Source organism: Ruegeria sp. BC2 (assembly GCF_056539245.1).
In genome coordinates, this window is record NZ_JBQFUQ010000001.1 from 175,844 (window position 1) to 199,014 (window position 23,171).

The following is a 23,171-nucleotide window of genomic DNA, read 5'->3' on the forward strand; positions in this document are numbered from 1 at the left end:
TGTGCCAATGGGTCCGCAAGCTTGATATCATTTCGAAAAAATTTGCCGATAAACGCTAAGAAGACGAAAAGGTTTACCAAATGATGCAGCTGGACGACAGAGATCGCCGGATTCTGACCCTGCTACAAAGGGACAGCCGTGTGTCGAATGCGGACCTAGCCGACGCGGTCGGTATGTCGACCTCGGCCCTTTGGAGACGGGTGCGCGCATTGGAAGAGGCCGGGATCATTGAACGCTACGGCGCAGTTGTGAACCCGGTCGCGCTGGGGTTGGGGTTCGAGGCGATCGTACATGTGCATCTGACGCGGCATGATCCCGACAAGATCGTGGAGTTCATCCGGGCAATCGAAACCTGCAAGGAAGTTCAGGAATGTTTCGCAACGACCGGTCAGGCAGACTATCACCTGCGAGTGCAGTGTCCCGATCTTGCCGCCTACAACGTCTTTTTGGAGAGGTTTCTGTTTCGTTTGCCGGCCGTGGCAAGTGCGCAAACGAATGTGGTACTGCGCGCGGTCAAACGCAATCGTTCGGTCGAGTTCTGACTACCGCGCGACGAATTCAACCCAGGCCCAGGCCATCGCGATGTAAGTGAGGTTGTGCAGGCATTGATCCAGACCGGCGGCTCGCCAAAAGGCGGCCTGATCAGGTTGCAATTGTTTCTTGTCGGAGTAGCTGGCTTTGGCGAAATCGATATTGAAATGCACGATCCACTCAAGCGCACCGATGATCAGAATGAACGAAAGCGGCGCGCCGAATATCAGGAAAACCACGACTGAGCCCACAACATGCACCGCGGCATGCTGTGCGCGCCCGACATGCAGGTACTCCCCCCGCCCAGACAGCATCTTGGGCGTTTGAAGGTAGAAATCGGCAAACATGTGTTTGATCTGCAGTGCACACAGCAGAAGCAACACAGTGCCAAGTGTAGCAGGCAAAAACTACCCTCCCGATATCGTCCTGACCTTCAGACTAAGGGCTATGAGACAGGATCGCAAATGAACTAGTTCACACAAGTCGAAATAGTTTTCGCCTTGGAAACCATTTGCCTATCCAAGCGCGATTGCAGTACCGTCGTGCTGCTTTGACCGCGGCAGGATCGCTGCAAAACAGTTTCGGGTCACCAGTAGGGGCAGGGGCCATAGAACGTTCAATTTTTGGATTTATTTGGAAGTATTCCAAGCGTGATCAGCTTGTTCTGCTGGCCGTGACGGCAACTTTGTTCCCGCTGCTGTACCTGACGCTTGAATTGCCCAAACGCATCATCAACGACGCAATCGGCGCCTCCAGCGAGATCGTGGATGTCTGGGGATACAGTCTGTCGCAGACGACGTTTCTGGTAATTTTGTGCTTCGCCTTTTTGGCGGCGGTGTTGGCGCATGGTTTGATGAAGATGCGCATCAACACGATGAAAGGCGTTCTCAGCGAACGAATGCTGCGCCGGTTCCGATACCAGTTGATCAACCGGGCACTGTTGTTTCCTCAACCCTATTTCGAGCGCGTCAGTCAGGGCGAACTGGTCTCGATGATCACCGCCGAAAGCGAGCCGATGGGCGGGCTGATGGGCGATGCGATCAGCCAGCCTGTCCTTCAGGCGGGGCAGATGCTGACAATCCTGTCCTTTCTATTCCTGCAAAGCGTCTGGTTCGGATTGGCTGCTGTCGCTCTGATCCCTTTGCAGGCCTGGCTGATCCCGCGATTGCAGCGCCAGATCAACCTGTTGAACAAGCGCCGGATCCAAGAGGTGCGCGTACTGGCCGCTCAGATCGGCGAGAATGCAGCAGGCGCGGCAACCCTGCGGCAGAACGGCGGCTGGCGCCATCGCCGAGCGCTGATTTCAGATCAACTGTCCCGGCTGTTCAGCATCCGGTTCGAGATCTACCAGAAAAAATTCTTCATGAAGTTCATCAACAACTTCATCTCTCAATTGACTCCGTTCCTATTCTACCTGGTCGGTGGTTTGCTGGTTCTGCAGGGGTCAGTTTCGCTCGGTGCTCTCGTGGCCGCGCTCGCTGCCTACAAGGACCTCAGCTCGCCCTGGAAGGAGCTGCTGACTTATTACAACCAGACACAGGACATGTCTCTGCGCTGGGAGGTGGTCATCGAACGGTTCGCCCCGAGCGGCATGCTGGATGAAAGCCTGTTCGAAGGCGAGCCCGACAGCCGACCGCACCTGAATGGCCCGATCAAGTTGGAGCAGGTCTCGGTGCGTGATCTGGATGGCAATCAGGTTCTGGATGATCTGAACCTGACCTTCCCTGCCGGCAAGACCATAGGGATCGCGGCCCCCAGTGAAGAGGACCGCCGGGCCCTGGCGGATCTATTGACCCGGGAGATCCTGCCAAGTTCGGGCCGGGTCGAAATCGGGGGTGTTAACCTGTCCTCGCTGCACCAGGCCGTCGTGGCGGCCCGGATCGGTCATGCCACATCGCGACCGGTGATGTTCCAGGGAACCGTTGGCGGCAACGTGATGATGCCGATGCAGCTCAGGCCTCTGACCGCTCCACCGGAGGACGCGGACCACCTTGAAACGCTGCGTGCGGGCAACAGCCCCGATCCCTTCCGGGCCACTTGGCTGGACCCTTCCCTGGCCGGGTTCGAAACGGCCGAGCAGCTGCGCGATTGGTGGCTGAAGCTGATCGACGGACTGGGCTCCGGGCCCACCTTGTTCCAACGCGGGGCCGAGTTGGGTTTCGATCCTAAAAAACACCCCGACCTTGCTGCCAAGCTGATCGAGCTGCGGCCCTTAGTGCAGGACGCCGTCAAAAAGGCCGGTCTGGAGTCGCAAGCCCTGATTTTCGACCGCATGACGTACAACGCTGCGCTGCCCGTTGCCGAAAACCTGCTGTTTGCTGTGCCACGCGTGCAGGTGACTCAAGAGTTGCTGGCCCGGCAGACCGTTTTCCTGGGGCAGTTGCGCGAGTTGGGTCTGGATGAAACACTGGTCGGCCTGACACGTGACGTGATCGAAATGCTGCGTCAGATCTTTGGTTTGGACGGGACGGATCACCCGTTGTTCCGCAAGCTGGGTCTCGAGGCCGCCACCTACGAAGCCGCTGTCGACCTGGTAGAGAGGACCCGGGAAACCGGCGCATCGGGGTTGGACGATGACCAGTTGGCCAGCCTGCTGGCCGTGCCTTTCGTGATCTCGGCCGAACAGATTGGGCCGGCCTTTTCCGAAGAGCTCAAGAACCGCATCCTCGAACTGCGGCACAGCCATTCCGACAAGTTGATGGAGCGCCTGAACGACGTGTTCGAGCCGCTGGACCCGGCCACCTTTGCGCCCGGATTGACGGTTATGGAGAATGCGCTGTTCGGCAAGGTCAGCCAGATCGGGGGCGCGCGGTCGGACGAGGTTCGGAAAGTGATCGCAGACGTGCTGACCGAAAACGGAGCCCGTCCGCTGGTGGTTGAGCTGATCTACGATGTACCGGTCGCGCTGGGCGGGCAGAACCTGCCGGCCGCGCTGGCCGAGCCTTTGGCCTTTACCCGCGCGACAATCAAGAAGCCGGATATCCTTATACTGGAAAACGCGCTGGCGAGTTATGGCATGGACACGCAGGTGGCTGTGTTCAGAAACCTGCGAGAGCTGCTTCCGGACGCCACGATCATCTACCTGAACGAACAGTTCAAGAACCCCGGCGCTTTCGACATGTTCGTCGAGATCCGACAGGGGCGCGTAGTGTCCGATCAGGTTCCGTCGGATGTCGAAGGTGACAGTGCAGCCTCGGCGGACCTCACGCGAAAGCTGCGTGCCTTGGAACAGACGCCGCTGTTTTCGGGGCTGGATCGTCGTCAGCTGCGGCTGCTGGCCTTTGGTGCGCGCTGGTACGAGGCAAAGGCCGGCGAAGTCGTGTTCCTCAAGGATGACCAGCCGACCGATGGTGCCTACATGATCATCGACGGCGAAGCGGGTCTGTACCTGCCGCAGCCGCCCGAGGAGGATCGGCTGGTGACCCGCGTCGGCAGCGGCACCCTGGTGGGCGAACTGGGCCTGATCCGCAAAGAGCCCCGTGCACTCAGCATGGTGGCCGAAACCGATCTGACCTGCCTGCGTATCGGCGAGGAAGAGTTCCTGGCCGTGGTGGAAAACGATGCTGCGACCGCGTTCAAGCTGTTGCAGGTGATCGCAGGCTATGTATCACGCTGACAGGTTCAGGCCTGCGGGCTACAGAACAGGGAATGCATCAACTCGATCACCTGCTTGGCTTTGCCGTCGCGCAGCGAATAGTAGATCGTCTTGCCCTCTCGGCGGGTTGAAACCAGGCCTTCGGTTCGCAGACGCGCTAGCATCTGGCTGACCGCGGCCTGGCGCAACTTGAGCAAGGCTTCAAGCTCGCCCACCGAGCGTTCTCCGGCCGCGAGATGGCACAGGATCATCAAGCGGCCCTGATGCGCCAGCGTCTTGAGGAAAGCCGCTGCTTGCGCGGCGCTTTCCTCCATTTCCGAGGGCAATTCGGATTGTGGGGTCGTCAATTCGGCGTCAGTGAAAGTCACGTGGTACCTTGGGGATGGAAATAAGGGGTAGACGCAGTATGCACCAACTTGTCTGAAATTGTCATCCCTCGGTTGCCGGGGCCCCGCCCTGAAACGCATTGCCGTTGACATAGTCGCAGGGGGCTTCCTGCATCTGCAGGTGCAGACCGTCGCCGGAATAGGGGTGGGCGCGGGCCAGTTCCTCGTCGACCTCGATGCCGAGGCCGGGGGCTGAAGGCGGCTCGACAAAGCCGTTATCGACCCGGATCGAGCCCTTGATCAGCTGGTCATGAAACGGCGTTTCGATGGTCTCGAGCAGCAAAAGGTTCGGGATCGAGGCCGCGAGATGGATGTTCGCGGCCCATTCCACCGGCCCGGCATAGAGATGCGGCGCCATCTGCGCATTGAAGACCTCGGCCATGGCGGCGACCTTCTTCATCTCCCAGATCCCACCGGCCCGGCCCAAGGCGGGCTGCAGGATTTCGGCCGCGCCGGCGCGCAGAACCGCGCCGAATTCGGCCTTGGTCGTCATCCGCTCGCCCGTGGCCACGGGGATGCGGACATTGCGGGCGACGCGGGCCATGTCCTCGATCATGTCCGGGGGGGTGGGCTCCTCGAACCACAGCGGCGAATAAGGCTCGATTGCCTGCCCAAGGCGGATGGCGCCGGCAGTGTTGAACTGGCCATGGGTGCCGAACAGCAGGTCGGCCTTGTCGCCCACTGCGTCACGGATCGCCTTGCAGAAGGCCACCGACATCGAGATGTCGGACATGGCCGGCATATGCCCGCCGCGCATCGTGTAGGGGCCCGCCGGGTCGAACTTGACTGCGGTAAAGCCGCGCCGGACTATTTCGGCGGCGCTTTCCCCGGCCTGTTCGGGCGAGGTCCAGAAATCGGTCAGATTGTGCTGCGGCAGCGGGTACAGATAGGTGTACGCACGGATGCGGTCGTTCATCCGGCCGCCGATCAGAGCGTATACCGGGCGGTCCCGGTCCTTGCCCAGAATGTCCCAACACGCGATTTCCAGCCCCGAGAACGCGCCCATCACGGTTAAGTCGGGGCGCTGGGTGAAGCCGCTGGAATAGGCGCGACGGAACATCAGCTCGATATTCTCGGGGTTTTCGCCGGCCATATGGCGGTCGAACACGTCACGGATGACGTGTTTCATCGCCCCGGGACCGACCGAGGAGGCATAACACTCGCCCCAGCCGGTGATGCCGGTATCGGTGGTGACTTTCACCAGAATCCAATAGCGCCCGCCCCAGCCCGGCGCGGGCGGAGCGGTCACGATGATGTCGAGATCCTGCAGTTTCATTCGGTCTCCTCCCGCCGGTGGTCCGGGGCCGTCAGCCCCGGTCGAATACGATGACGTTGCGCTTGGCCGACCCGGTCTTGGTGTCCTCGATGGCCTCGTTGATCTGTTCCAGCGTCCAGCGCCCCGAGATCAGCTCGTCCAGCTTAAGCCGTCCCTGTTCATACAGATCGATCATCCACGGAATGTCGCGCTGGATCACCACGTCGCCCATCTTTGACCCGACCATGCTCTGACCCAAGGCCGCCAGAATGACCGGCTCATAGCTGGATTGCGCGCCGGAATGCGGCATGCCGATCATCACCGCCTTGCCACCGCGACCCAGATAGCGCGGGGCCTGATCATAGGCGGGGATCGCACCGACGGTGATCAGAACCGCATCGGCCCCGCGACCGCCCAGGGCCTTGTAGGCCGCCTTCCACGGTTCTTTCAGCGTGGCCAAGACCCCGTGCGTGGCGCCGAATTCCTTGGCGATTTCCAGCTTTTCCTCGGTCATGTCGACGGCCACGATCCGCCGGGCCCCGGCCAGCCGCGCGCCCTGGATGGCGTTCAGGCCCACCCCGCCGGCGCCGATGACCACGACATCCTGACCCGGGCGCAACTGCGCGGCGTTGACCGCCGCCCCCACGCCGGTGATCACCCCGCAGGACAGCAGGCTGGCCACGTCCTTGGGCATCGCGTCGGGTATCTTGACGATCTGGCGGTGGCTGACCACGACCTTTTCGGCAAAGGCACCACAGGCCATCGCTTGTTCCAGCGGCCCGCCATCTGCGGTTCGCAGCGGGCCCTTGACTGTGTCATAGGGCGTTTCGCATATCACCGGCTTGCCGCTGGCGCAGGACGGGCAGGACCCGCAGGCGCGGATCAGGGTCACCACGACCGCATCGCCAACCTTAAATCCGCCGCTGGCTTCTCCGACGGCCGAGACCACACCGGCGGCCTCGTGCCCGTAGACTGCGGGCAGAAATCCGCCCCAAGCGCCGCTGGCATAGGTGATGTCGGAATGGCAGATCGCCACCGCATCCAGCGTGACTTCGACCTCGCCCATGCCGGGCGGCGCGATCTGGATGTCTTCGATGACAAGCGGTTCGTTGAAGGCGCGGCATACGGCGGCTTTGATGGTCTGCATGGATCCCTCGTTTGGTTTGGGCCACGGTGACGCGGGAACCTGCGGTCCGCAAGGCTGAAACCGTCATTCCCGTGTCGTTGTTACGTTTCGCTGGGATGTGCGCGCAGAAACATGACGAATCCGGCCAGCATCAGCAGCAATGCCAACAGGAAGGGGGCCCCTGGAAGGTAGAATGCTGCATCAACGCGCGCGAATTGGGCGAAAACGGTGGTCATCACCAACGGGGAGATCACCATCGACAGCGCGTGGAGCGCGGCCAGAACCCCCTGAAGCTCTCCCTGTTGCGAATCCGGCGTTGCGCGTGACATCTGTGCCTGAAGGGCCGGCGTCACGACGGCGCCCAGTGCGGTGATCGGAATCAGCATCAACGCAATCGTGCCGTTTGTGAGAAAACCCAGGGCCAGAAAGCTGACGATCTCGAAGATCATGCCCCAAACAATCGTGGCCCGCTCTCCCAAGTGGCGGGTGGCGGGGCGGATCAACCCGCCCTGAACCGCCGCCATGCCCAATCCGTAGACCGCGAGTGACAACCCGATCATCTGCGGTGACCAACCGAAACGCTCGGTCGTGAAGTATGACCAGATGGCGGGATAGACGTAGATCGACACCGAGTACAAAAAGTATACCCACAGCAACGGTCGGATGCCGGGCAGGGCGGCGATGGCACGCAATGCGCTATCAGGACGCGCGCGGTGCCAGCGGAATCCGCGGCGGTTTTTGTCCGTTACCGTCTCAGGCATGACCGCGAGGCCCAGCAGGAAGTTCGCAAATGACAATCCGGCAGCCGCCCAGAATGGGGCGCGGGTTCCGTATTCGCTCAGCAATCCGCCCATCAAAGGGCCGAGGACAAAACCTACACCAAAAGCCGCTCCGATGAGACCGAAATTGGCGGCCTTTTCATGAGGTTTCGAAACGTCCGCCATAAAGGCCGCTGCGGTAGAGTGGGTGGCCGCGGTGATGCCACCCACGATGCGGCCGATCAGCAGTAGCCAGATGCTGCCGGCCATGGCCATGACCACGTAGTCCAAGCTCATCACAAACAGGGAAACCAGCAAGACCGCGCGGCGTCCGTAAGCATCCGACAGGTTGCCCAGCACCGGACCGAACAGGAATTGCATCGCGGCAAAGGCCGTGCTGAGGATCCCGCCCCAGATGGCTGCCGATGCCAGCGAGCCGCCCTGAACCTCGACGATCAGCTGAGGCATGATCGGCATGACCAGTCCGATGCCCATGGCATCAATCATGACAGTGCCGAGGACGAACAGAAAAGGAAGACGCATGAAACCGCACGAATGAACTATTTTGCAGGACCTTAGTCGTCAGCCTGTCGTGTTGTAACCCGGTCTTTTGTGATCGAGGCGAAAATCTCGACTGACGGTACGTCAGCTTTGACCCGGCCGGATCTCAGACGCGGGTAGCGATTGCGTCCAATTGGCGGGCCAGATCCGCCGGATGCGAGAAGAATGGAGAATGGGAGCTGTCGATCGTCAGGCGCAATTCGGGCGGCGCGCAATGGCTCATCTCTTCCTGGTATTCAGTTGGAATCGTCCGGTCATCCATGGTGAGGATATAGGCCTTGGGAATTCCGTCAAAACGCTCGCTCAGGTCCAACGGCGTGTCCTGCGGGCGGATCGCCTGCTGGCACAGGCGGGCCAGGGCATAGGTAACAACGTCGGCCGGACAGTCGTGGTAGAAGAGGGATTGCACCCGGTCCGGCAACACGCTGTAGGACAGTCCGTCTGCCGATTTCTCGACCGCATCGCCAATCAGCTGCCTTGGTGCACGCCGGCGCATTTCTATCATCGACAGCCCGGGGACCGGCACGTAGGCGCAGACATAGATCAGGGCCCGCATCCGGTCTGGGGCGAATTCGGCGGCCGCACTGATCGGGTAGCCGCCCCAGGAGTGGCCGACAAGGATCGTTTGCGGGGTCGTGGCATTCAAAACCGCATCTCGACATGTCTCGAGCGTGACCTCGGATACTGGGGTCGGGTCCGATCCATGGCTGGGCAGGTCGATCGCACGGACCGAATGCCCCAGATTCTCAAGTTCCGGTATCAGATCGCGCCAGCACCATGCGCCGTGGCAAGACCCGTGAACAAGAAGAAATTCCGCCACCGTGACCTCCTTCAGATATGTCCGGTTTCTCGCAGAAAAGCGTTCAGCAGCTCGGCGTAGACCTCGGGCCGCTCGACGCAGGGCAGGTGCCCGGCCTTGCGGATCAGCTCGAACCGGGAGCCGGGGATCAAATCGACGGTTTCGCGCACCAGATCGGGAGGGGTCGAGCCATCTTCCGAGCCCGCAATTCCCAGCGTCGGCAGTCTGAGCCCGCTGGTTGGCGTATAGAAATCCGTGCCGGAGATGGCGGAACAGCAGCCCAGATACCCCTGCACCGGTTGGCGTACCATCATGTTGCGCCATAGCTCGACATCGGGGGTATCCCGAAATGCTTTCGAAAACCAGCGCTCCATGGTTGCGTCGGCCAGCGCCTCGATCCCACCTGCACGAACGGCGGCCATCCGATCGGCCCACATGGCGGGCGTCCCGATTTTGGCGGCCGTGTTTGACAGGACCATCGCCCGGATCTGATCCATCCGCTTGACGGCCAGTCCCTGCGCGATCATTCCGCCGATCGACAGGCCGACGAAGACGCAATCCCGCACCTCGAGAAAGTCCAGAAGCCGCTCGGCATCGCGCACCAGACTTCCCATCGAATAGGGACCATCCGGTTGCGAAGACAGGCCGTGCCCCCGTTTGTCATAGCGGATGATGCGCAGACCTTTGGGAAGCAGAGGTAGCACGGGGTCCCACAAGCGCATGTCGGTGCCCAACGAATTGGCAAAAACCAAAGGTGGACCATCCGGGTCACCGTCCAGGCGATAGTGAATCCGAACATCTCCGAAATCAGCGATGTGCATCTGGTCAGCCTTTTCTGCTGCGATCATTCCGACAGTTTACGCCGCGATTTATTGCATCTGTCCTAACCCGTTGTCAGGTAAGGAATTCCAACGCGCGGGCAAAGACCTGCGGATCGACATTCCCGCCCGATGCCACGACGATAACGGCGTCGCCCTGGATCTCGTTCTTGCGGAACAACGCGGACGCCAACGAGACTGCCCCGCCCGGTTCCAGAACGACCTTGAGGCGCAGGAACGCCAAGGCCATGGCGCGGAGAGCCTCGTCTTCCGATACCGCCAATCCCGGTCCGCAGAGGCGACGGAGGATCGGAAAGGTAATATCACCGGGCCGCGGTGTCAGGATCGCGTCGCAGATATTGCCTGCGGCTGCGTTGTTGGTCTGAACGGACCCCGAGGCCAGGGATCTTTTGACATCGTCGAATCCTTCGGGTTCGCAGGGGCGCGCCCTGAGACCCGGCGCATGTTTTTCCAGGGCAAGTGCCACGCCTGAGGTCAGTCCACCGCCACCACAGCATACCAGAACATCGGCGTCGGTCACACCGAGATCGCGCGCCTGCCGCGCCACCTCGAGGCCGACGGTGCCCTGACCGGCGATCACCTGCGGTTCGTCATACGGGCGGATCAACGTAAGACCGCGCTCCCGGGACAACGCCTCGCCGATCTCTTCGCGGCTTTCATTGGCGCGATCATATAGGATGACCTCGGCGCCCAACGCGCGAGTGTTTTTGATTTTCAGAGCCGGTGCGTCGGATGGCATGATGATGACGGACTGAACACCATGAAGCGTAGCGGCATGCGCCACGCCCTGCGCATGGTTGCCTGATGAATACGCGATCACCCCGCGTTTGCGAGCCTCGGAATCCAGGGCGGAAATCGCAGACCACGCGCCGCGAAACTTGAAGCTTCCAGTGTGTTGAAGACACTCGGGCTTGACCAGAACGCTCCGCCCGGCAAGGTCGTCCAGAAACGGCGATGTGAAGATCGGGGTTTCGCGCGCGTGCCCTTGCAGGCGCACGGCAGCGGCTTCGATCAGGTCAATTGTGCTCATATCAAATCCAGTACTTTGCGAATGACGGTAATGGACTGCGGTTCGTCCAGAAATGGAACATGGCCCCGGTCGGGCACTTCAGCCGAAATCAGCCCCGCGTGACGCCGGTGCATCTCTGTAAGGGTCTCGGCGCTCAGCAAGTCCGAGTTCGCTCCACGGATCACTCCGGTGGGAAGCGGGTTCAGGGCTTCGAACAATGGCCACAAATCAGCGGGCGGGCCCGCTGCAATCTGTTCTTTCAACGCGGTTCTCAATGCGGGGTCATAGCGCAACCGAAGGCCGGTGCCGGTTTCTTCGTATTGGAATGCGGCCTGCTTTCTCCAGGTTTCAATCGATACGCCCGGAAACTGCGGGTCCATTGCCTGTTTCAGCGCAAAAGCGGCCTGTTCCAGCGTTGTTGAGGCAGGAGCCTTGCCGACATAATCCATGATGCGCCCGATGGCCGACGGTTCGATTACGGGGCCCACATCATTCAAAATGACGGCACTCAGACGTTCGGGGCAAATTGCGGCGAGGGTCATGGCAATCAACCCGCCACGCGAGGTGCCAAGGATGCTGACCCGATCTAGCTTGAGGTGATCCAGCAACTCGATCACGTCCTGTGCCTCGCGCGGAACGGAATAGTTGCGATAATCCGGATCAAAATCCGAGTCGCCGCGCCCCCGATAGTCCATCGTAATGACACGCAGTCCGTTGGCGTGCGGCGCGAAGAAGGAAAAATCCCGGCTGTTTCTGGTCAGGCCGGCAAGGCACAGCAGTGGCTTGCCGCTGCCTGTATCTTCGTAGGCCAGGCGCAGACCGTCAGACGTCGTGAATTGTGGCATCAAACGCCTGCCAGTTGCGGGATCGAGGTCAGGTCGGACAGGACATGCGCCGGGGTCCACGGCAATCGGTCCATCGGCTCGCCGGCGCGGTTGACCCAGGCCGTAACGAACCCGTATCCGCTGGCTCCGGCGGCGTCCCAACCATTCGAGCTGACGAACAGAACGTTCGATCGTTCGCACCCGAAACGGTCGCACACAAGATCATAGACCCGTGCATGCGGTTTGAAGACGCCGACGCTTTCGACTGACAGAATGTCGTCCAATACGCCGCCGATACCCGCAGATCTGACCGCGCCTTCCAGCATGGGCGGCGATCCGTTGGACAGGATCGCGGTCTGCATCCCGCCATCCTTGAGCGCCTTCAGCATGGCGGGAACCTCGGGATAGGCTTGCAGTTCCCAATACAGGTCCAGCAGTCTCTGCCGCAGCGCTGGGTCCCTCTGCAAGCCTGTCGCCTCGAGCGCCCAGTCCAGGCCATCCTGCGTTACGTCCCAGAAATCGGCATGTGCGTCCGCCACAGCACGCAGCCACGTGTATTGCAGCTGCTTCAACCGCCAGTGGTTGGCCAGTTCAGGCCACTTGTCACGCAGCGCATCCTGGCCCGGTTCGGCGGCCGCCTGACGTGCGGCTGCGGCCACGTCGAAAAGGGTTCCGTACGCATCGAAAACGCAGGTTGTGATCGCCATCTGCCTCTCCCCATCTTCCGGGGCAGGTTGGCACAGGCCATGCGCGGGTTAAAGCGTAAAAGGGTTTACATTGCCGGGTCAGTCTCTAGGTTGGACCGCTCATTCCAAACTCAGGTCGGAGACAGTCATGACCGCAATCAAACAAGGCGACACAGTTCGCATTCACTACACTGGAACTTTGCGGGACGGCAACGTTTTCGACAGCTCGGAAGGACGCGATCCACTTGAGTTCGCCGTGGGGTCCGGCCAGATCATTCCCGGTCTGGACGCCGCTCTGCCGGGTATGGAAATCGGCGAGAAGAAGCGGGTCGAAGTGGATTGTCAGGACGCCTATGGGCCGATCAATCCCGCTATGCGCCAGGACGTCCCGCGCGAAGGCATCCCGGACGACATCCCGCTGGACCCCGGCACCCAGCTGCAGATGCAGACCCCCGATGGTCAGGCGCTGCCTGTGACGGTGGTGGACGCCAACGAAGAAACGGTGACCCTGGACGCAAATCACCCGCTGGCGGGCCAGGATCTGATCTTCGACATCGAGGTCGTTTCGATCAACTGATCAGCGCGCGTTCAGCCGCCCAACAATGACCCAACCGCCTCACGAAGCTGCGGTTGGGTATAGAAGATCCAAAATACCAACAATGTCGTCAGGGTCAGCAGCAGCGTACGCGCGCGGCTGCTGAGCACTCCGGTCTTGCGACGAGAGTGAGATGCACGCGAATTGGTCGCGATTATCCGGTCTAGTTTGCTCATGTGATATCCCTGCCGCGGAAGTTTGGTAAAATCTTGGCAACGACAGGGAAAGATCGCGTCACATGAAGTCGGGTTGAGGCATTCCCAGGATGTGGAAACCGCCGTCTACGCGAATGATTTCACCGGTGGTGCAGGCCCCTGCGTCCGACGCAAGGTAGACGGCCGTGCCGCCAACCGCTTCGAGCGTGGCGTTCGAACGCAGCGGGGCGTTCTGGTCGCAGAACTTGTAGGTCTTGCGAGCCCCCCCGATGGCCGCGCCGGCCAGGGTTTTCATAGGTCCGGGCGAGATGGCGTTGACTCGGATCCCGTCGGGGCCCAGATCATTCGCTAGATAGCGCGTCGCCGATTCCAGAGCAGCCTTTGCAACTCCCATGACATTGTAGTTCGGCACGACCTTGTTCGAACCCTGGTAGGTCAGGGTGAGCAGCGTCCCGCCGTTTTCCTTCATCATCGGATAGGCGCGACGGGCCACTTCGATGAATGAATAGGCCGAGACATCCAGCGAGTGCTTGAAATTCGCCCGCGTGGTGTTCAGGAACCGCCCGGTCAGTTCGGTCTTGTCCGAGTAGGCGATGGCGTGGACGAGGAAATCAATCGTTGGCCAACGGGCGGCCAGCTCGTCGAAGGCACGGTCCAGCGATGCGTCATCGGTCACGTCCGCATCGACCATGAAGTCGCTGCCCAAGCTCTGTGCAAGCGGTTCCAGCCGCTTTCCGAAGGCCTCGCCCTGGTAGGTGAATGCCAGTTCAGCGCCTGCCTCGTGCATGGCCTTGGCAATGCCCCAGGCGATCGACCGATCATTGGCGACGCCCATGATCAGCCCGCGCTTACCCTTCATAGAATCCGACATCATAATCACCCGTTATACTTGGACAGAATCATGGAACCGTTGGTGCCACCAAAGCCGAAGCTGTTGGTCATGACACTGTCCAAACCTGCGTTTTCAACAACCTCAGTTGCGATTTCGCCGGGCTGGATGCCTTCGGCCAGCGTGTCGACATTGATCGACGGCGCAATGAAATCATGCTGCAGCATCAAGAGGCAGAAAATCGCCTCGAGCGCGCCGGCAGCACCCTGAGCGTGGCCGGTCATCGACTTGGTCGAGGAGATCGGCGGCACATTGCCCTCGCCGAAAATCCGGCGGACGGCTTCGACTTCGCCCACATCTCCGACCGGTGTCGAGGTCCCGTGCGCGTTGATGTAGCCGACCTTGCGGCCTTCGGGCAGGGTGGACAAGGCCAAGCGCATTGCGCGCTCTCCGCCTTCTCCCGAGGGCGCGACCATGTCGTGCCCGTCCGAGGTTGCGGCATAGCCCGTCACCTCGGCATAGATCTTCGCGCCCCGGACCAGAGCATGTTCCAGCTCTTCCAGAACGACGATGCCGCCGCCGCCCGAGATCACGAACCCGTCGCGGTTCTGATCAAACGCGCGCGAGGCTTTTTCGGGCGTGTCGTTGTATTTCGAGGACATCGCGCCCATCGCATCGAACAGGCAGGACAGGGTCCAGTCCAGTTCTTCGCCGCCACCGGCGAACATTACGTCCTGTTTGCCCAGCATGATCTGCTCGGCCGCGTTTCCGATGCAATGCAGCGACGTCGAACAGGCAGAGGTGATCGAGTAGTTGATGCCCTTGATCTTGAACGCGGTCGCCAGGTTGGCCGAGATCGTCGAGCACATGCATTTCGGAACGGCAAACGGTCCGATGCGCTTGGTTGCGCCGGTTTTCAGAACGGTCTGGTGCGCCGTCAGCATGGCGCTGGTGGACGGTCCACCGGACCCGGCAACAAGACCGGTACGCGGATTGACGACCTGATCTTCGCTCAGCCCCGCGTCAGCGATTGCCTGGCTCATCGCGATATGGGCATACGCGGCGCCTGGTCCCATGAACCGCAAAGTGCGCTTGTCGACCTGTTCCGACACATCGATCTTGAGCGTCCCTGCAACCTGGCTGCGGAAGCCGTGCTCGACCATCTGCTCGCTGGCCTCGATGCCGGACTTACCCGCCTTGAGCGAGGCCAGAACCTCTTCGGCATTGTTCCCGATGGAAGAGACAACCCCCAACCCGGTGACGACGACGCGACGCATTTGCGTTCTCCTGTGTTCCATTCCCTGTTGACTGTCAGTCAGCTGGGGTCAGCTTTCCGACAATGCAACCTTCATGTCCTTGACCTGATAGATGACTTCGCCATCCGCTTCGACCCGGCCATCCGCCACACCCATAGTCAGGCGGCGGGTCTGGACTGCCTTGGTGAAGTCCACGTAATAGGTCAGCATCTTGCGGTCAGGGCGCACCATGCCTGTCAGTTTTACTTCGCCCACACCCAGCGCGTAGCCGCGACCCTGCCAGCCACGCCAGCCGAGGTTGAAACCCGTCAGCTGCCACAGTCCGTCAAGACCCAGACAACCCGGCATGATCGGGTTTCCGGGAAAGTGGCAATCGAAGAACCAAAGGTCCGGTGTGATGTCGAATTCCGCCACGACATGCCCCTTGCCGTGCGCGCCGCCGTCGCCTGAAATGTCGGTGATGCGGTCCATCATCAGCATCGGGGGAGCCGGAAGCTGAGCATTTCCGGGGCCGAAGAGTTCGCCGCGGGCGCATTTCAGCAGGTCGTCCTTGTCAAAGCTGCTTGGGAATTGGGCCATTCTGCCGCGTCTCCTGCCAGGGGTCTGTTTATTCAATCTGGCCTCGTCTATCACCCGTTTGCAAGGTCCTGCAAGACCACCCGAACACATCCGGCCCGCCGGAGCCGTTGGTTGCGAATGAATTTCATTTGAAATTGGTGGTGGTCGGCACTTATATATTGGGGCAGGGGAAATTGGGTAATGGTTTCATGACAGCTCAAAGCCGGGACATCGCTACGAACTGGTTGGTTGACGCCGGGCTGCGCCCGACGCGCCAGCGTGTTGCCTTGGCCGAATTGCTGGTGGGCGATGGCCGCCACCGACATGTCACCGCCGAAAGCCTGTTCGAGTCGGCCAAGAACAAGGGCGACGCCGTGTCCCTTGCAACGGTTTACAATACTCTGCGTGCCTTCTGCGATGCCGGCGTTTTGCAGGAAATCACCGTGGACGGCTCAAAAAGCTATTTCGACACCAACACCCATGACCACCCGCATTTCTTCTGGGAGGACGAGGGCCGCCTGAGCGATGCGCCGTCCGACCAACTGGTTATCCAGCGTCTGCCCGAAGCACCGGTCGGGGTCGAGATCGCGTCGGTGGACGTTGTCATCCGGCTGCGCAAAAAGCGCTGATCACAGTTTCCCAAGCGACCTAACCAGAGCCTGTTCAGCAGCAGCGATTGTCGTGTCCGCAGGGCCGGTGCCGTGACGAGCCAGAATCACGGCCTCGGTGGCATCGGGGTCGCTGATCGGCAGGCTCAGCAGCCGCATCCGATCATAGCTGAGGCCGTTTTGCGGGCTGGCATAGCTGATGCCCACCCCTTCACCATGGGCCGCAAGACTGCGTTGGATCTCGAGCGATTCCGCGCGGTAGGACACGCTGGGGTGCAGCCCATGACGCCGGAACAAGCCCAGGACATGCTGCGCTGACAGACCTTCTTTGGACAGGATGAGCGGGTATTGCTCAAGCTCGGCAAGTGAAACGCTGCCTTGCCCGGCCAAAGGGTGCGCGGGACTGACCAGCGCGTTTGGCGTACTGTCCAGCAGCTTGTGGCGTGAGAAACCGGCATCGAGGCCCAGATCATAGGTGAGCGCCAGATCGAAACGGCCGTCGGTCAATCCGCTGATCAAGCCTTCGAAAGTGTCTACCCCGTGGGTCAGAACGATATCGGGAAGGGTGTCCCTGATCGTTTGCATTGCCCGCGCCAGCAGGAACGGTGCAAGATCTACAAAACAACCCAACTTCAAACGGCTTGTTCCGGAAACTAGGGCTTCCGCCTCTTCGATCTGGGCAGCGCTCGTCAGCAAGGCTTCGGCCTTGTCGATGAACTTGCGCCCCTGAGGCGTCAGCGACATTGCCGCGCCGCGTTGGCGCGAGAACAGTGGGTTGCCCAGGTGTTCTTCGACCCGGGTCAGCGCGTTTGAAAGCGCAGGTTGCGAAACGTTCAGGTGCTGTGCCGCGGCGGACAGGCTTCCGTGTCGCCCAATGGCGCAAACATATTCGTACTGGCGCAAGGTGATATATAACATGGAGTTAATGCTTATTTTGAAAGATATGATTTGAACAGGGGTGCCGGACATGTGCAAATCGGTCTCAGCAAATGACGGAGACCGACATGCCACACCCTCTTGTTTCCCCGGAGATGACCGAAACCTATCGCAATGACGGGGTTGTTCTGGTCAAGGGCCTGTTCGCCGATCACGTCGATGCCTTGCGGGAAGGGGTGGCACGCAACATGGCTGATCCCGGGCCATATGCGTCGGAAAACAAGAAAGAAGGCGAAACCGGCCGTTTCTTTGACGACTACTGTAACTGGTCTCGTATCCCCGAGTTTCGGCAGGTCATTCAAGCCTCTCCGGTTGCCGAGGTCGCTGCCGAGCTGATGGAGTCCCGTTCGGTCCAGATGTTCCACGACCACGTTCTGGTCAAGGAGCCCGGCACCTCGATGGCCACGCCCTGGCATCAGGATGGGCCCTATTACTTTGTGGAAGGGCGTCAGACGATAAGCTTCTGGTCGCCGCTCGACCCGGTGACGCAGGCGACTCTGCGTTGCGTGGCGGGGTCTCACCTGTGGGAAAAGGAAGTGTTGCCGACGCGCTGGGTTTCGGAGGAGGGTTTCTTTCCTGACGAGGGCCAGTACATCGCGGTACCAGACCCCGTGGCCGAAGGGATGCGGATCGTTGAGTTCGACATGGAACCCGGCGATGCGGTCGCCTTCAACTTTCGAACCCTGCATGGTGCCCGAGGAAACCAGTCGAACAGCCGGCGCCGCGCCTTCTCGCTGCGGCTGGTCGGGGATGACGCCCGGTATGTCGAGCGTCCGGGCCGGACGTCGCCGCCGTTTCCGGGGCATGACATGCGGGCTGGACAACGATTGCGCGAGGACTGGTTCCCGGTTCTGCTCAATCGCTGAGCCGTTCCGGCCCGCTCAGAACCACTGGCCAGGTTCCATCAGGCCAAGGTCCAGCAACTGGTGCGAGTTCCATTGGAAAGGAACCGAGGACGGGCAGCGGAAACTGGGAATATCAAAGGTCGATCCCGCGTTGCTTTTCAGCGCTTTGGCGGCGCGGAACGAACAGATTGCGGCCGTCAGGTTGTGATGCCAGGGACAGGCATAGGTGTTGTACTCGGGCTCGTTAAAGGTGTGATCGGGTTGGAGGGTCAGACCCTTGCAGCTTTTGAACAGCGCGATCCGGTCGATCCGGCGCCGTTCATACGGGATGTGATCCTCGAACCGCCAACGCAGGCCACCCGACATATCCAATTGACGCTCCAGCGGTTGTCCCGATCGGTCGTGCCGGGAATGAGCATAATATCCAGTGCTGTCCAGCATCGCATGATCCGGAGCCACGCCGTTGGGATAGGCGGACAGGTCGTCGGCGTAGATGTCGATCACGTGGCAGAGCATCGCGTCGCGCCGCTCCTCGGCGTGAAAGGCCAGCATCTCTGCGACCGTGCGCGTTTCGCAGAACGGAAAGAACAGGTATTCCGAGTTGTAGCAGTAGTACAGCCAGATGTTTGGCGCCGCCTGAATGACGCGATTTATGGTGTCGAACACCACGTTTCTGGGCGAGCAGCGCATCGTGACCCGGTGCACCCGGTCCAAGATTTCAGGCAGGATCGAAAACTGGGCCGGTGCAAATACGATCACGGATTTGAACCCCAAGTCCAAGTGATGGCGCAAGGTCCCATCAAGCTCGACATCGTCTTCGGCAAAAACCAATGCGACCGGCCCGTTGGTCAACGCTGCCCGGCCCGATTTCAGAAAGTGGTCGAGGGATTCGTATTTCATTGCCCGCTTGTAGCCTGCCTTGCTGGAAATACCCGTCAAATTCGGGTAATTGCGCCAGCATTGCAAGCGGCGTTCGATGCGTATAGACGACGCCGGTCCAGCGAACGCAAAAGGCTCAGCCCATGTCCGAACCGAAAAAGCTGTATATCAAGACCTATGGCTGTCAGATGAACGTCTATGACAGCGAACGCATGTCCGAGGCGTTGGGCGGGCAGGGCTATGTGGAAACGCAGTCGCCCGAAGATGCGGACATGATCTTGTTGAACACCTGCCACATCCGCGAAAAGGCGGCCGAGAAGGTGTATTCCGAACTGGGCCGCTTCAAGGGGTTGAAGGCCGAAAAGCCCGATCTGAAGATCGGCGTGGCGGGTTGTGTGGCGCAGGCCGAGGGCGAAGAGATCATGCGCCGGCAGCCGCTGGTCGATCTGGTCGTCGGCCCGCAAAGCTACCACCGCCTGCCCGAGCTGGAAGCCAAGGCGCGTGCGGGCGAAAAGGCGCTGGATACCGATTTCCCCGAAGAGGACAAGTTCGAGAAGCTCAAGAACCGTCCTAAGGCCAAACGCGGCCCGACGGCGTTTCTGACCGTGCAGGAAGGTTGTGACAAGTTCTGCGCCTTCTGCGTCGTGCCCTATACCCGCGGGGCCGAGGTCAGCCGCCCTGCCGATCGCATCCTGCGCGAGGCGCAGGACCTGGTCGAGCGCGGCGTACGCGAGATCACGCTGCTGGGCCAGAACGTCAACGCCTATCACGGGGCTGGCCCCGATGGCGACATGACTTTGGCCGGGCTGATCTGGGAATTGAACAAGATCGACGGGCTGGAGCGCATCCGGTTCACAACCTCGCATCCCAACGACATGACCGACGACCTGATCGAGGCGCACGGCACCTGCGAAAAGCTCATGCCCTATCTGCACCTGCCGGTGCAGTCCGGCTCGGACAAGATCCTCAAGCGGATGAACCGTAGTCACACCGCCGAAAGCTATCTGCGTCTGATCGAGCGGATCCGCGAGGCGCGCCCCGATATCCTGATGTCGGGCGATTTCATCGTGGGCTTCCCAGAAGAGACCGAAGAGGATTTCCAGGCCACGTTGGATCTGGTCGAGCAGGTCCGCTATGGCTATGCGTATTCCTTCAAGTATTCGACACGGCCGGGCACGCCTGCGGCCGAGCGTCCGCAGGTCGATCCACAGGAAGCTGACGACCGTCTGCAACGCTTGCAGGCTCTGATCACCCGGCACCAGCGCGAGATCCAGGATGCGATGGTTGGTCGGACAGTCCGGGTTCTGTTTGAGAAACCCGGGCGTCTGGCCGGACAGATGGTTGGCAAGTCCGAGTATCTGCATGCCGTCCACGTTTCCGGAGCCGATCTTTCGGCGGGAGATCTTCGCAACGTCCGGATCACGGCCTCGGGCGCCAATTCACTGGCCGGCGAGGTGCTGTGACAGGGCCGCGGTTCACCGCTCACGCAACACTCGTGGCGTTTGTTTCCAAAATTTACCCTTGATTTATCGCTTGGAACTATGGTCGGAGAATAGCCAGAATTCTCGGGGCCGTGTTTCAGGTGGCCTTCGGGCTTTACATCGGCGGGGCTTCGGGTCGCCCGGGCACCGCAATGGAGGGTACGAGTGACACGTCAGGCAGGTATTCGACAAACAGGGGTGGGCCGTGTTCTGGCCGGCCTATTGCTGGCCGCCAGCGCAGGTATTCCCACTCATGCGGGGGATTTGGACGGCGCCGTTTCCGATCCGGTCGTGTTGGGGCCGGAGCGCTATTCCAAAGACGTCAGCGCCTTCTATCTGGGGTTCAGCGCCGGGTATGGATCAGGCGGAACAGACCAGTTCGGGCTCGCTACTAATGCGGGCACCTTTCCCATCGGCAAACTTGACCTGAGCGGTGCCTACGGCGGGATACGGGGCGGTTGGCGCGGTGTTCTGCCTGCCCGTGGCGGGCGCGATTACGTCTACGGGTTCGAGATCGGTTACGATTTCGCTTCGCTGGATGACAGTGTCACCACGCAGATAGGCACCACGACCGTTCAAGGCGGTTCCGAGATATCGGATGTGCTGTCGCTGCGGTTCAAAAACGGGCTGACCAACCCCAGCGGTTCGGTTCTGTATTTCGTTACCGTCGGGTTCGTTCAGGGTGAAATCGAAACGACCAACAGCCTGTCCAGCGGCGGCACCACTCAGTCTTTCGCAAGCGATGACCGACGCAACGGATTCGTTGCCAGCATCGGGGCCGAGCATCAGTTGAACGACAATTGGTCCGTCACCGGCGAATTCGAATATGTGCAGTTCCAGTCGAAGGTCGTCGATTTTGGCTCGGGGTTCTCGACCAAATCCACGCCCAGCTACCAGGGGATTCGCGTCGGGTTGAACTACAAGTTCTGATCCCAAGGGCGGATTCCGGCCTGAGATTTCATTGCGCCGGGCCGTGAATTCCTTTCCGCCTGACCGATTTGCGATCAGTTGCTCAGATTTTTGAATCTGTGGCTTGCGCCGACCGACTCTTGTTGTCTACGCTTGGGGTGACAACGCCAAGACAGGAGAACGGATTGGCCATCGGTGCCCTTACCCCACCGCAAGATGAAATGCCCGCGAACGAGGCGTTTGTTGAATTCCCTGACAACCGATTGTTGATTGATCTTTGCGGCGAATACGACCGCAACCTGGCCGAGATCGAGCGGAAACTGTCCGTTCAGATCGTGCGCCGCGGCAACCAACTTGTCGTCATGGGCGAAGACGAGCTTCAGAAGCAGGCGATCGAGGTTTTGCAGGCCCTCTACACCCGGCTGGAAGGCGGGCGCGACGTCGAAGCTGCCGACGTTGATCGCGAATTGCGGATGGGCAGTTCCGAAGCCGGAACCGGCTCGCGTGATGGCGACCAGCTTGAAATGTTCAAGGGTGGAACTGTCGAAATCAAGACCCGCAAAAAGCTGGTCGAACCCCGGACTGACGCGCAAAAGGCTTATGTGCAGTCGCTGTTCAACAACGAACTCGCCTTCGGCATCGGCCCGGCGGGAACGGGCAAGACCTACCTTGCCGTGGCTGTGGGTGTGTCGATGTTCATCGGCGGACATGTGGATCGAATCATACTCAGCCGCCCAGCCGTCGAAGCTGGCGAAAAGCTGGGTTATCTGCCCGGCGACATGAAGGACAAGGTCGATCCGTATATGCAGCCGCTATACGACGCGTTGAATGACTTTCTGCCTGGCAAGCAACTGGCCAAGCTGATCGAGGAAAAGCGGATCGAAATTGCCCCGCTGGCGTTCATGCGCGGGCGGACTCTGGCCAATGCCTTCGTTGTATTGGACGAGGCCCAGAACGCCACGACGATGCAGATGAAGATGTTCCTGACGCGCTTGGGCGAGGGCAGCCGGATGGTGATCACCGGCGACCGGTCGCAGGTGGATCTGCCGCGCGGCGTGGCTTCGGGGCTTGCGGATGCCGAGCGGTTGCTGAAGACGATCCCGAATATCAGCTTCAACTACTTCACATCCAAGGACGTGGTGCGCCATCCGCTTGTCGCGGCGATCATCGAGGCGTATGAGGCCGACTCGGGCCGGGAAACGGGTTGAACCGTCGGGCCCGGGCAAATCGGCCTCGGAGCGTCACGAGATGAACTTGGAAATCACGATCGAAGACCCGCGTTGGCAGGGTCTTGAGCCGTTGGCGCGCAAGGCCGTGGCCGCGACGCTGGCGCATTGCGGCGTGGATGCCGATTTGTGTGAAGTCAGCGTGCTGGGCTGCGACGACACCCGGATTGCGGAGTTGAATGCTGAATTTCGTGAAAAGCCTGCGCCGACGAATGTGCTGAGCTGGCCCGCCGAGGACCTTGCTGCGGATCAGCCCGGCGGCACACCGCTCGTGCCCCAGCCGGATTTCACGGGTGACATCGCGCTTGGTGACATCGCGATCTCGTATGACACCTGCTTGCGCGAGTCTCAGGAGGCCGGGAAATCCATGGATGACCACGTGACCCATTTGCTGGTTCACGGAGTGTTGCATTTACTGGGGTATGATCACATTCGTGACCTTGACGCCACTTTGATGGAACGTGCCGAGGTCGAGATACTTGGCAAATTGGGTATTGATGACCCATATAATGGGTAATGTGGGCC

Annotated in this window: 25 protein-coding genes; 9 read left to right on the forward strand and 16 right to left on the reverse strand. The window is 60.6% G+C overall.

Features of this window, described 5'->3' with window-relative positions:
• Positions 1 to 80: 80 nt before the first annotated feature.
• Positions 81 to 542 carry an Lrp/AsnC family transcriptional regulator gene (locus ACR0CU_RS00810; RefSeq protein ID WP_244952314.1) on the forward strand — a complete coding sequence of 154 codons (462 nt, stop codon included), beginning with the start codon at positions 81 to 83 and terminating at the stop codon, positions 540 to 542.
• On the opposite strand, the gene ACR0CU_RS00815 is transcribed toward ACR0CU_RS00810, so the two are convergent.
• Positions 543 to 935 (reverse strand): DUF3307 domain-containing protein, encoded by a 393-nt coding sequence (locus tag ACR0CU_RS00815; RefSeq protein WP_093964572.1) that lies wholly within the window; start codon positions 933 to 935, stop codon positions 543 to 545. It lies immediately after the preceding gene.
• 215 nt (positions 936 to 1,150) lie between these two features.
• Here ACR0CU_RS00815 and ACR0CU_RS00820 point away from each other — a divergent pair, with 215 nt between their 5' ends.
• The gene (locus ACR0CU_RS00820; protein ID WP_480642964.1) at positions 1,151 to 4,147 is read left to right on the forward strand and encodes a cyclic nucleotide-binding domain-containing protein; all 2,997 of its coding nucleotides are present in this window, start codon (positions 1,151 to 1,153) and stop codon (positions 4,145 to 4,147) included.
• 5 nt (positions 4,148 to 4,152) lie between these two features.
• Here ACR0CU_RS00820 and ACR0CU_RS00825 read toward each other — a convergent pair whose 3' ends face one another.
• From ACR0CU_RS00825 to ACR0CU_RS00865, 9 genes are all read right to left on the reverse strand, one after another.
• On the reverse strand, positions 4,153 to 4,440 hold the full coding sequence (locus tag ACR0CU_RS00825; protein WP_170340532.1) for an ArsR/SmtB family transcription factor: 288 nt from the start codon (positions 4,438 to 4,440) through the stop codon (positions 4,153 to 4,155).
• 115 nt (positions 4,441 to 4,555) lie between these two features.
• Positions 4,556 to 5,788 (reverse strand): mandelate racemase/muconate lactonizing enzyme family protein, encoded by a 1,233-nt coding sequence (locus tag ACR0CU_RS00830; protein WP_170444431.1) that lies wholly within the window; start codon positions 5,786 to 5,788, stop codon positions 4,556 to 4,558.
• 31 nt (positions 5,789 to 5,819) lie between these two features.
• Complete coding sequence (locus ACR0CU_RS00835) at positions 5,820 to 6,914, reverse strand: Zn-dependent alcohol dehydrogenase (protein ID WP_170444434.1); 1,095 nt, start codon at positions 6,912 to 6,914, stop codon at positions 5,820 to 5,822.
• An 80-nt stretch (positions 6,915 to 6,994) separates the two neighbouring features.
• Positions 6,995 to 8,194 carry a TCR/Tet family MFS transporter gene (locus ACR0CU_RS00840; protein WP_480642251.1) on the reverse strand — a complete coding sequence of 400 codons (1,200 nt, stop codon included), beginning with the start codon at positions 8,192 to 8,194 and terminating at the stop codon, positions 6,995 to 6,997.
• A 124-nt stretch (positions 8,195 to 8,318) separates the two neighbouring features.
• On the reverse strand, positions 8,319 to 9,032 hold the full coding sequence (locus ACR0CU_RS00845) for an alpha/beta fold hydrolase (RefSeq protein WP_480642253.1): 714 nt from the start codon (positions 9,030 to 9,032) through the stop codon (positions 8,319 to 8,321).
• An 11-nt stretch (positions 9,033 to 9,043) separates the two neighbouring features.
• Entirely contained in the window at positions 9,044 to 9,832 is a 789-nt protein-coding gene (pcaD, locus tag ACR0CU_RS00850; RefSeq protein WP_170446002.1) for a 3-oxoadipate enol-lactonase, read from the reverse strand.
• Between the two features lie 73 nt (positions 9,833 to 9,905).
• The gene (locus ACR0CU_RS00855) at positions 9,906 to 10,880 is read right to left on the reverse strand and encodes a threonine ammonia-lyase (RefSeq protein WP_170444444.1); all 975 of its coding nucleotides are present in this window, start codon (positions 10,878 to 10,880) and stop codon (positions 9,906 to 9,908) included.
• A complete protein-coding gene (locus ACR0CU_RS00860; protein WP_170444447.1) occupies positions 10,877 to 11,704 on the reverse strand; it encodes an alpha/beta fold hydrolase in 828 nt (275 codons plus the stop codon). Before ACR0CU_RS00860 ends, ACR0CU_RS00855 begins: the two co-directional genes overlap by 4 nt.
• Entirely contained in the window at positions 11,704 to 12,390 is a 687-nt protein-coding gene (locus tag ACR0CU_RS00865; protein WP_170444450.1) for a haloacid dehalogenase type II, read from the reverse strand. Before ACR0CU_RS00865 ends, ACR0CU_RS00860 begins: the two co-directional genes overlap by 1 nt.
• A 127-nt stretch (positions 12,391 to 12,517) precedes the next feature.
• On the opposite strand from ACR0CU_RS00865, the gene ACR0CU_RS00870 reads away from it, so the two are divergent.
• Positions 12,518 to 12,946, forward strand: a complete 429-nt coding sequence (locus ACR0CU_RS00870) for an FKBP-type peptidyl-prolyl cis-trans isomerase (RefSeq protein ID WP_170339858.1) — start codon at positions 12,518 to 12,520, stop codon at positions 12,944 to 12,946.
• Positions 12,947 to 12,957: 11 nt separating this feature from the next.
• On the opposite strand, the gene ACR0CU_RS00875 is transcribed toward ACR0CU_RS00870, so the two are convergent.
• The 4 genes from ACR0CU_RS00875 to fabA are packed head-to-tail and all read right to left on the reverse strand — an operon-like array spanning position 12,958 to position 15,783.
• The gene (locus tag ACR0CU_RS00875) at positions 12,958 to 13,140 is read right to left on the reverse strand and encodes a hypothetical protein (RefSeq protein WP_170444453.1); all 183 of its coding nucleotides are present in this window, start codon (positions 13,138 to 13,140) and stop codon (positions 12,958 to 12,960) included.
• Between the two features lie 58 nt (positions 13,141 to 13,198).
• On the reverse strand, positions 13,199 to 13,990 hold the full coding sequence (locus tag ACR0CU_RS00880; protein ID WP_093965010.1) for an enoyl-ACP reductase FabI: 792 nt from the start codon (positions 13,988 to 13,990) through the stop codon (positions 13,199 to 13,201).
• 5 nt (positions 13,991 to 13,995) lie between these two features.
• On the reverse strand, positions 13,996 to 15,225 hold the full coding sequence (gene fabB, locus ACR0CU_RS00885) for a beta-ketoacyl-ACP synthase I (protein ID WP_170444455.1): 1,230 nt from the start codon (positions 15,223 to 15,225) through the stop codon (positions 13,996 to 13,998).
• Between the two features lie 48 nt (positions 15,226 to 15,273).
• Positions 15,274 to 15,783: a bifunctional 3-hydroxydecanoyl-ACP dehydratase/trans-2-decenoyl-ACP isomerase gene (gene fabA, locus ACR0CU_RS00890; RefSeq protein ID WP_093964585.1), complete on the reverse strand. Its 510-nt coding sequence runs from the start codon at positions 15,781 to 15,783 to the stop codon at positions 15,274 to 15,276.
• A 188-nt stretch (positions 15,784 to 15,971) separates the two neighbouring features.
• Between fabA and irrA the strand changes: the two genes are divergently transcribed.
• Positions 15,972 to 16,391 (forward strand): iron response transcriptional regulator IrrA, encoded by a 420-nt coding sequence (gene irrA / locus ACR0CU_RS00895; protein WP_170444458.1) that lies wholly within the window; start codon positions 15,972 to 15,974, stop codon positions 16,389 to 16,391.
• Here the strand turns inward: irrA and ACR0CU_RS00900 are convergent, their stop codons facing one another.
• Positions 16,392 to 17,288 carry a LysR family transcriptional regulator gene (locus ACR0CU_RS00900; protein WP_480642257.1) on the reverse strand — a complete coding sequence of 299 codons (897 nt, stop codon included), beginning with the start codon at positions 17,286 to 17,288 and terminating at the stop codon, positions 16,392 to 16,394.
• 86 nt (positions 17,289 to 17,374) lie between these two features.
• Between ACR0CU_RS00900 and ACR0CU_RS00905 the strand changes: the two genes are divergently transcribed.
• Positions 17,375 to 18,172 carry a phytanoyl-CoA dioxygenase family protein gene (locus ACR0CU_RS00905; RefSeq protein ID WP_480642259.1) on the forward strand — a complete coding sequence of 266 codons (798 nt, stop codon included), beginning with the start codon at positions 17,375 to 17,377 and terminating at the stop codon, positions 18,170 to 18,172.
• 15 nt (positions 18,173 to 18,187) lie between these two features.
• Here the strand turns inward: ACR0CU_RS00905 and ACR0CU_RS00910 are convergent, their stop codons facing one another.
• Positions 18,188 to 19,051: a glycosyltransferase family 2 protein gene (locus ACR0CU_RS00910; protein ID WP_480642261.1), complete on the reverse strand. Its 864-nt coding sequence runs from the start codon at positions 19,049 to 19,051 to the stop codon at positions 18,188 to 18,190.
• 122 nt (positions 19,052 to 19,173) lie between these two features.
• Here ACR0CU_RS00910 and miaB point away from each other — a divergent pair, with 122 nt between their 5' ends.
• From miaB to ybeY, 4 genes are all read left to right on the forward strand, one after another.
• Complete coding sequence (gene miaB / locus ACR0CU_RS00915; protein ID WP_170339872.1) at positions 19,174 to 20,493, forward strand: tRNA (N6-isopentenyl adenosine(37)-C2)-methylthiotransferase MiaB; 1,320 nt, start codon at positions 19,174 to 19,176, stop codon at positions 20,491 to 20,493.
• Positions 20,494 to 20,676: 183 nt separating this feature from the next.
• On the forward strand, positions 20,677 to 21,441 hold the full coding sequence (locus ACR0CU_RS00920; protein WP_170340437.1) for an outer membrane beta-barrel protein: 765 nt from the start codon (positions 20,677 to 20,679) through the stop codon (positions 21,439 to 21,441).
• A gap of 164 nt (positions 21,442 to 21,605) precedes the next feature.
• Positions 21,606 to 22,628, forward strand: a complete 1,023-nt coding sequence (locus ACR0CU_RS00925; protein WP_170444463.1) for a PhoH family protein — start codon at positions 21,606 to 21,608, stop codon at positions 22,626 to 22,628.
• A 40-nt stretch (positions 22,629 to 22,668) separates the two neighbouring features.
• Positions 22,669 to 23,163 carry an rRNA maturation RNase YbeY gene (ybeY, locus tag ACR0CU_RS00930; protein ID WP_170444466.1) on the forward strand — a complete coding sequence of 165 codons (495 nt, stop codon included), beginning with the start codon at positions 22,669 to 22,671 and terminating at the stop codon, positions 23,161 to 23,163.
• The last annotated feature ends 8 nt before the right edge of the window (positions 23,164 to 23,171 follow it).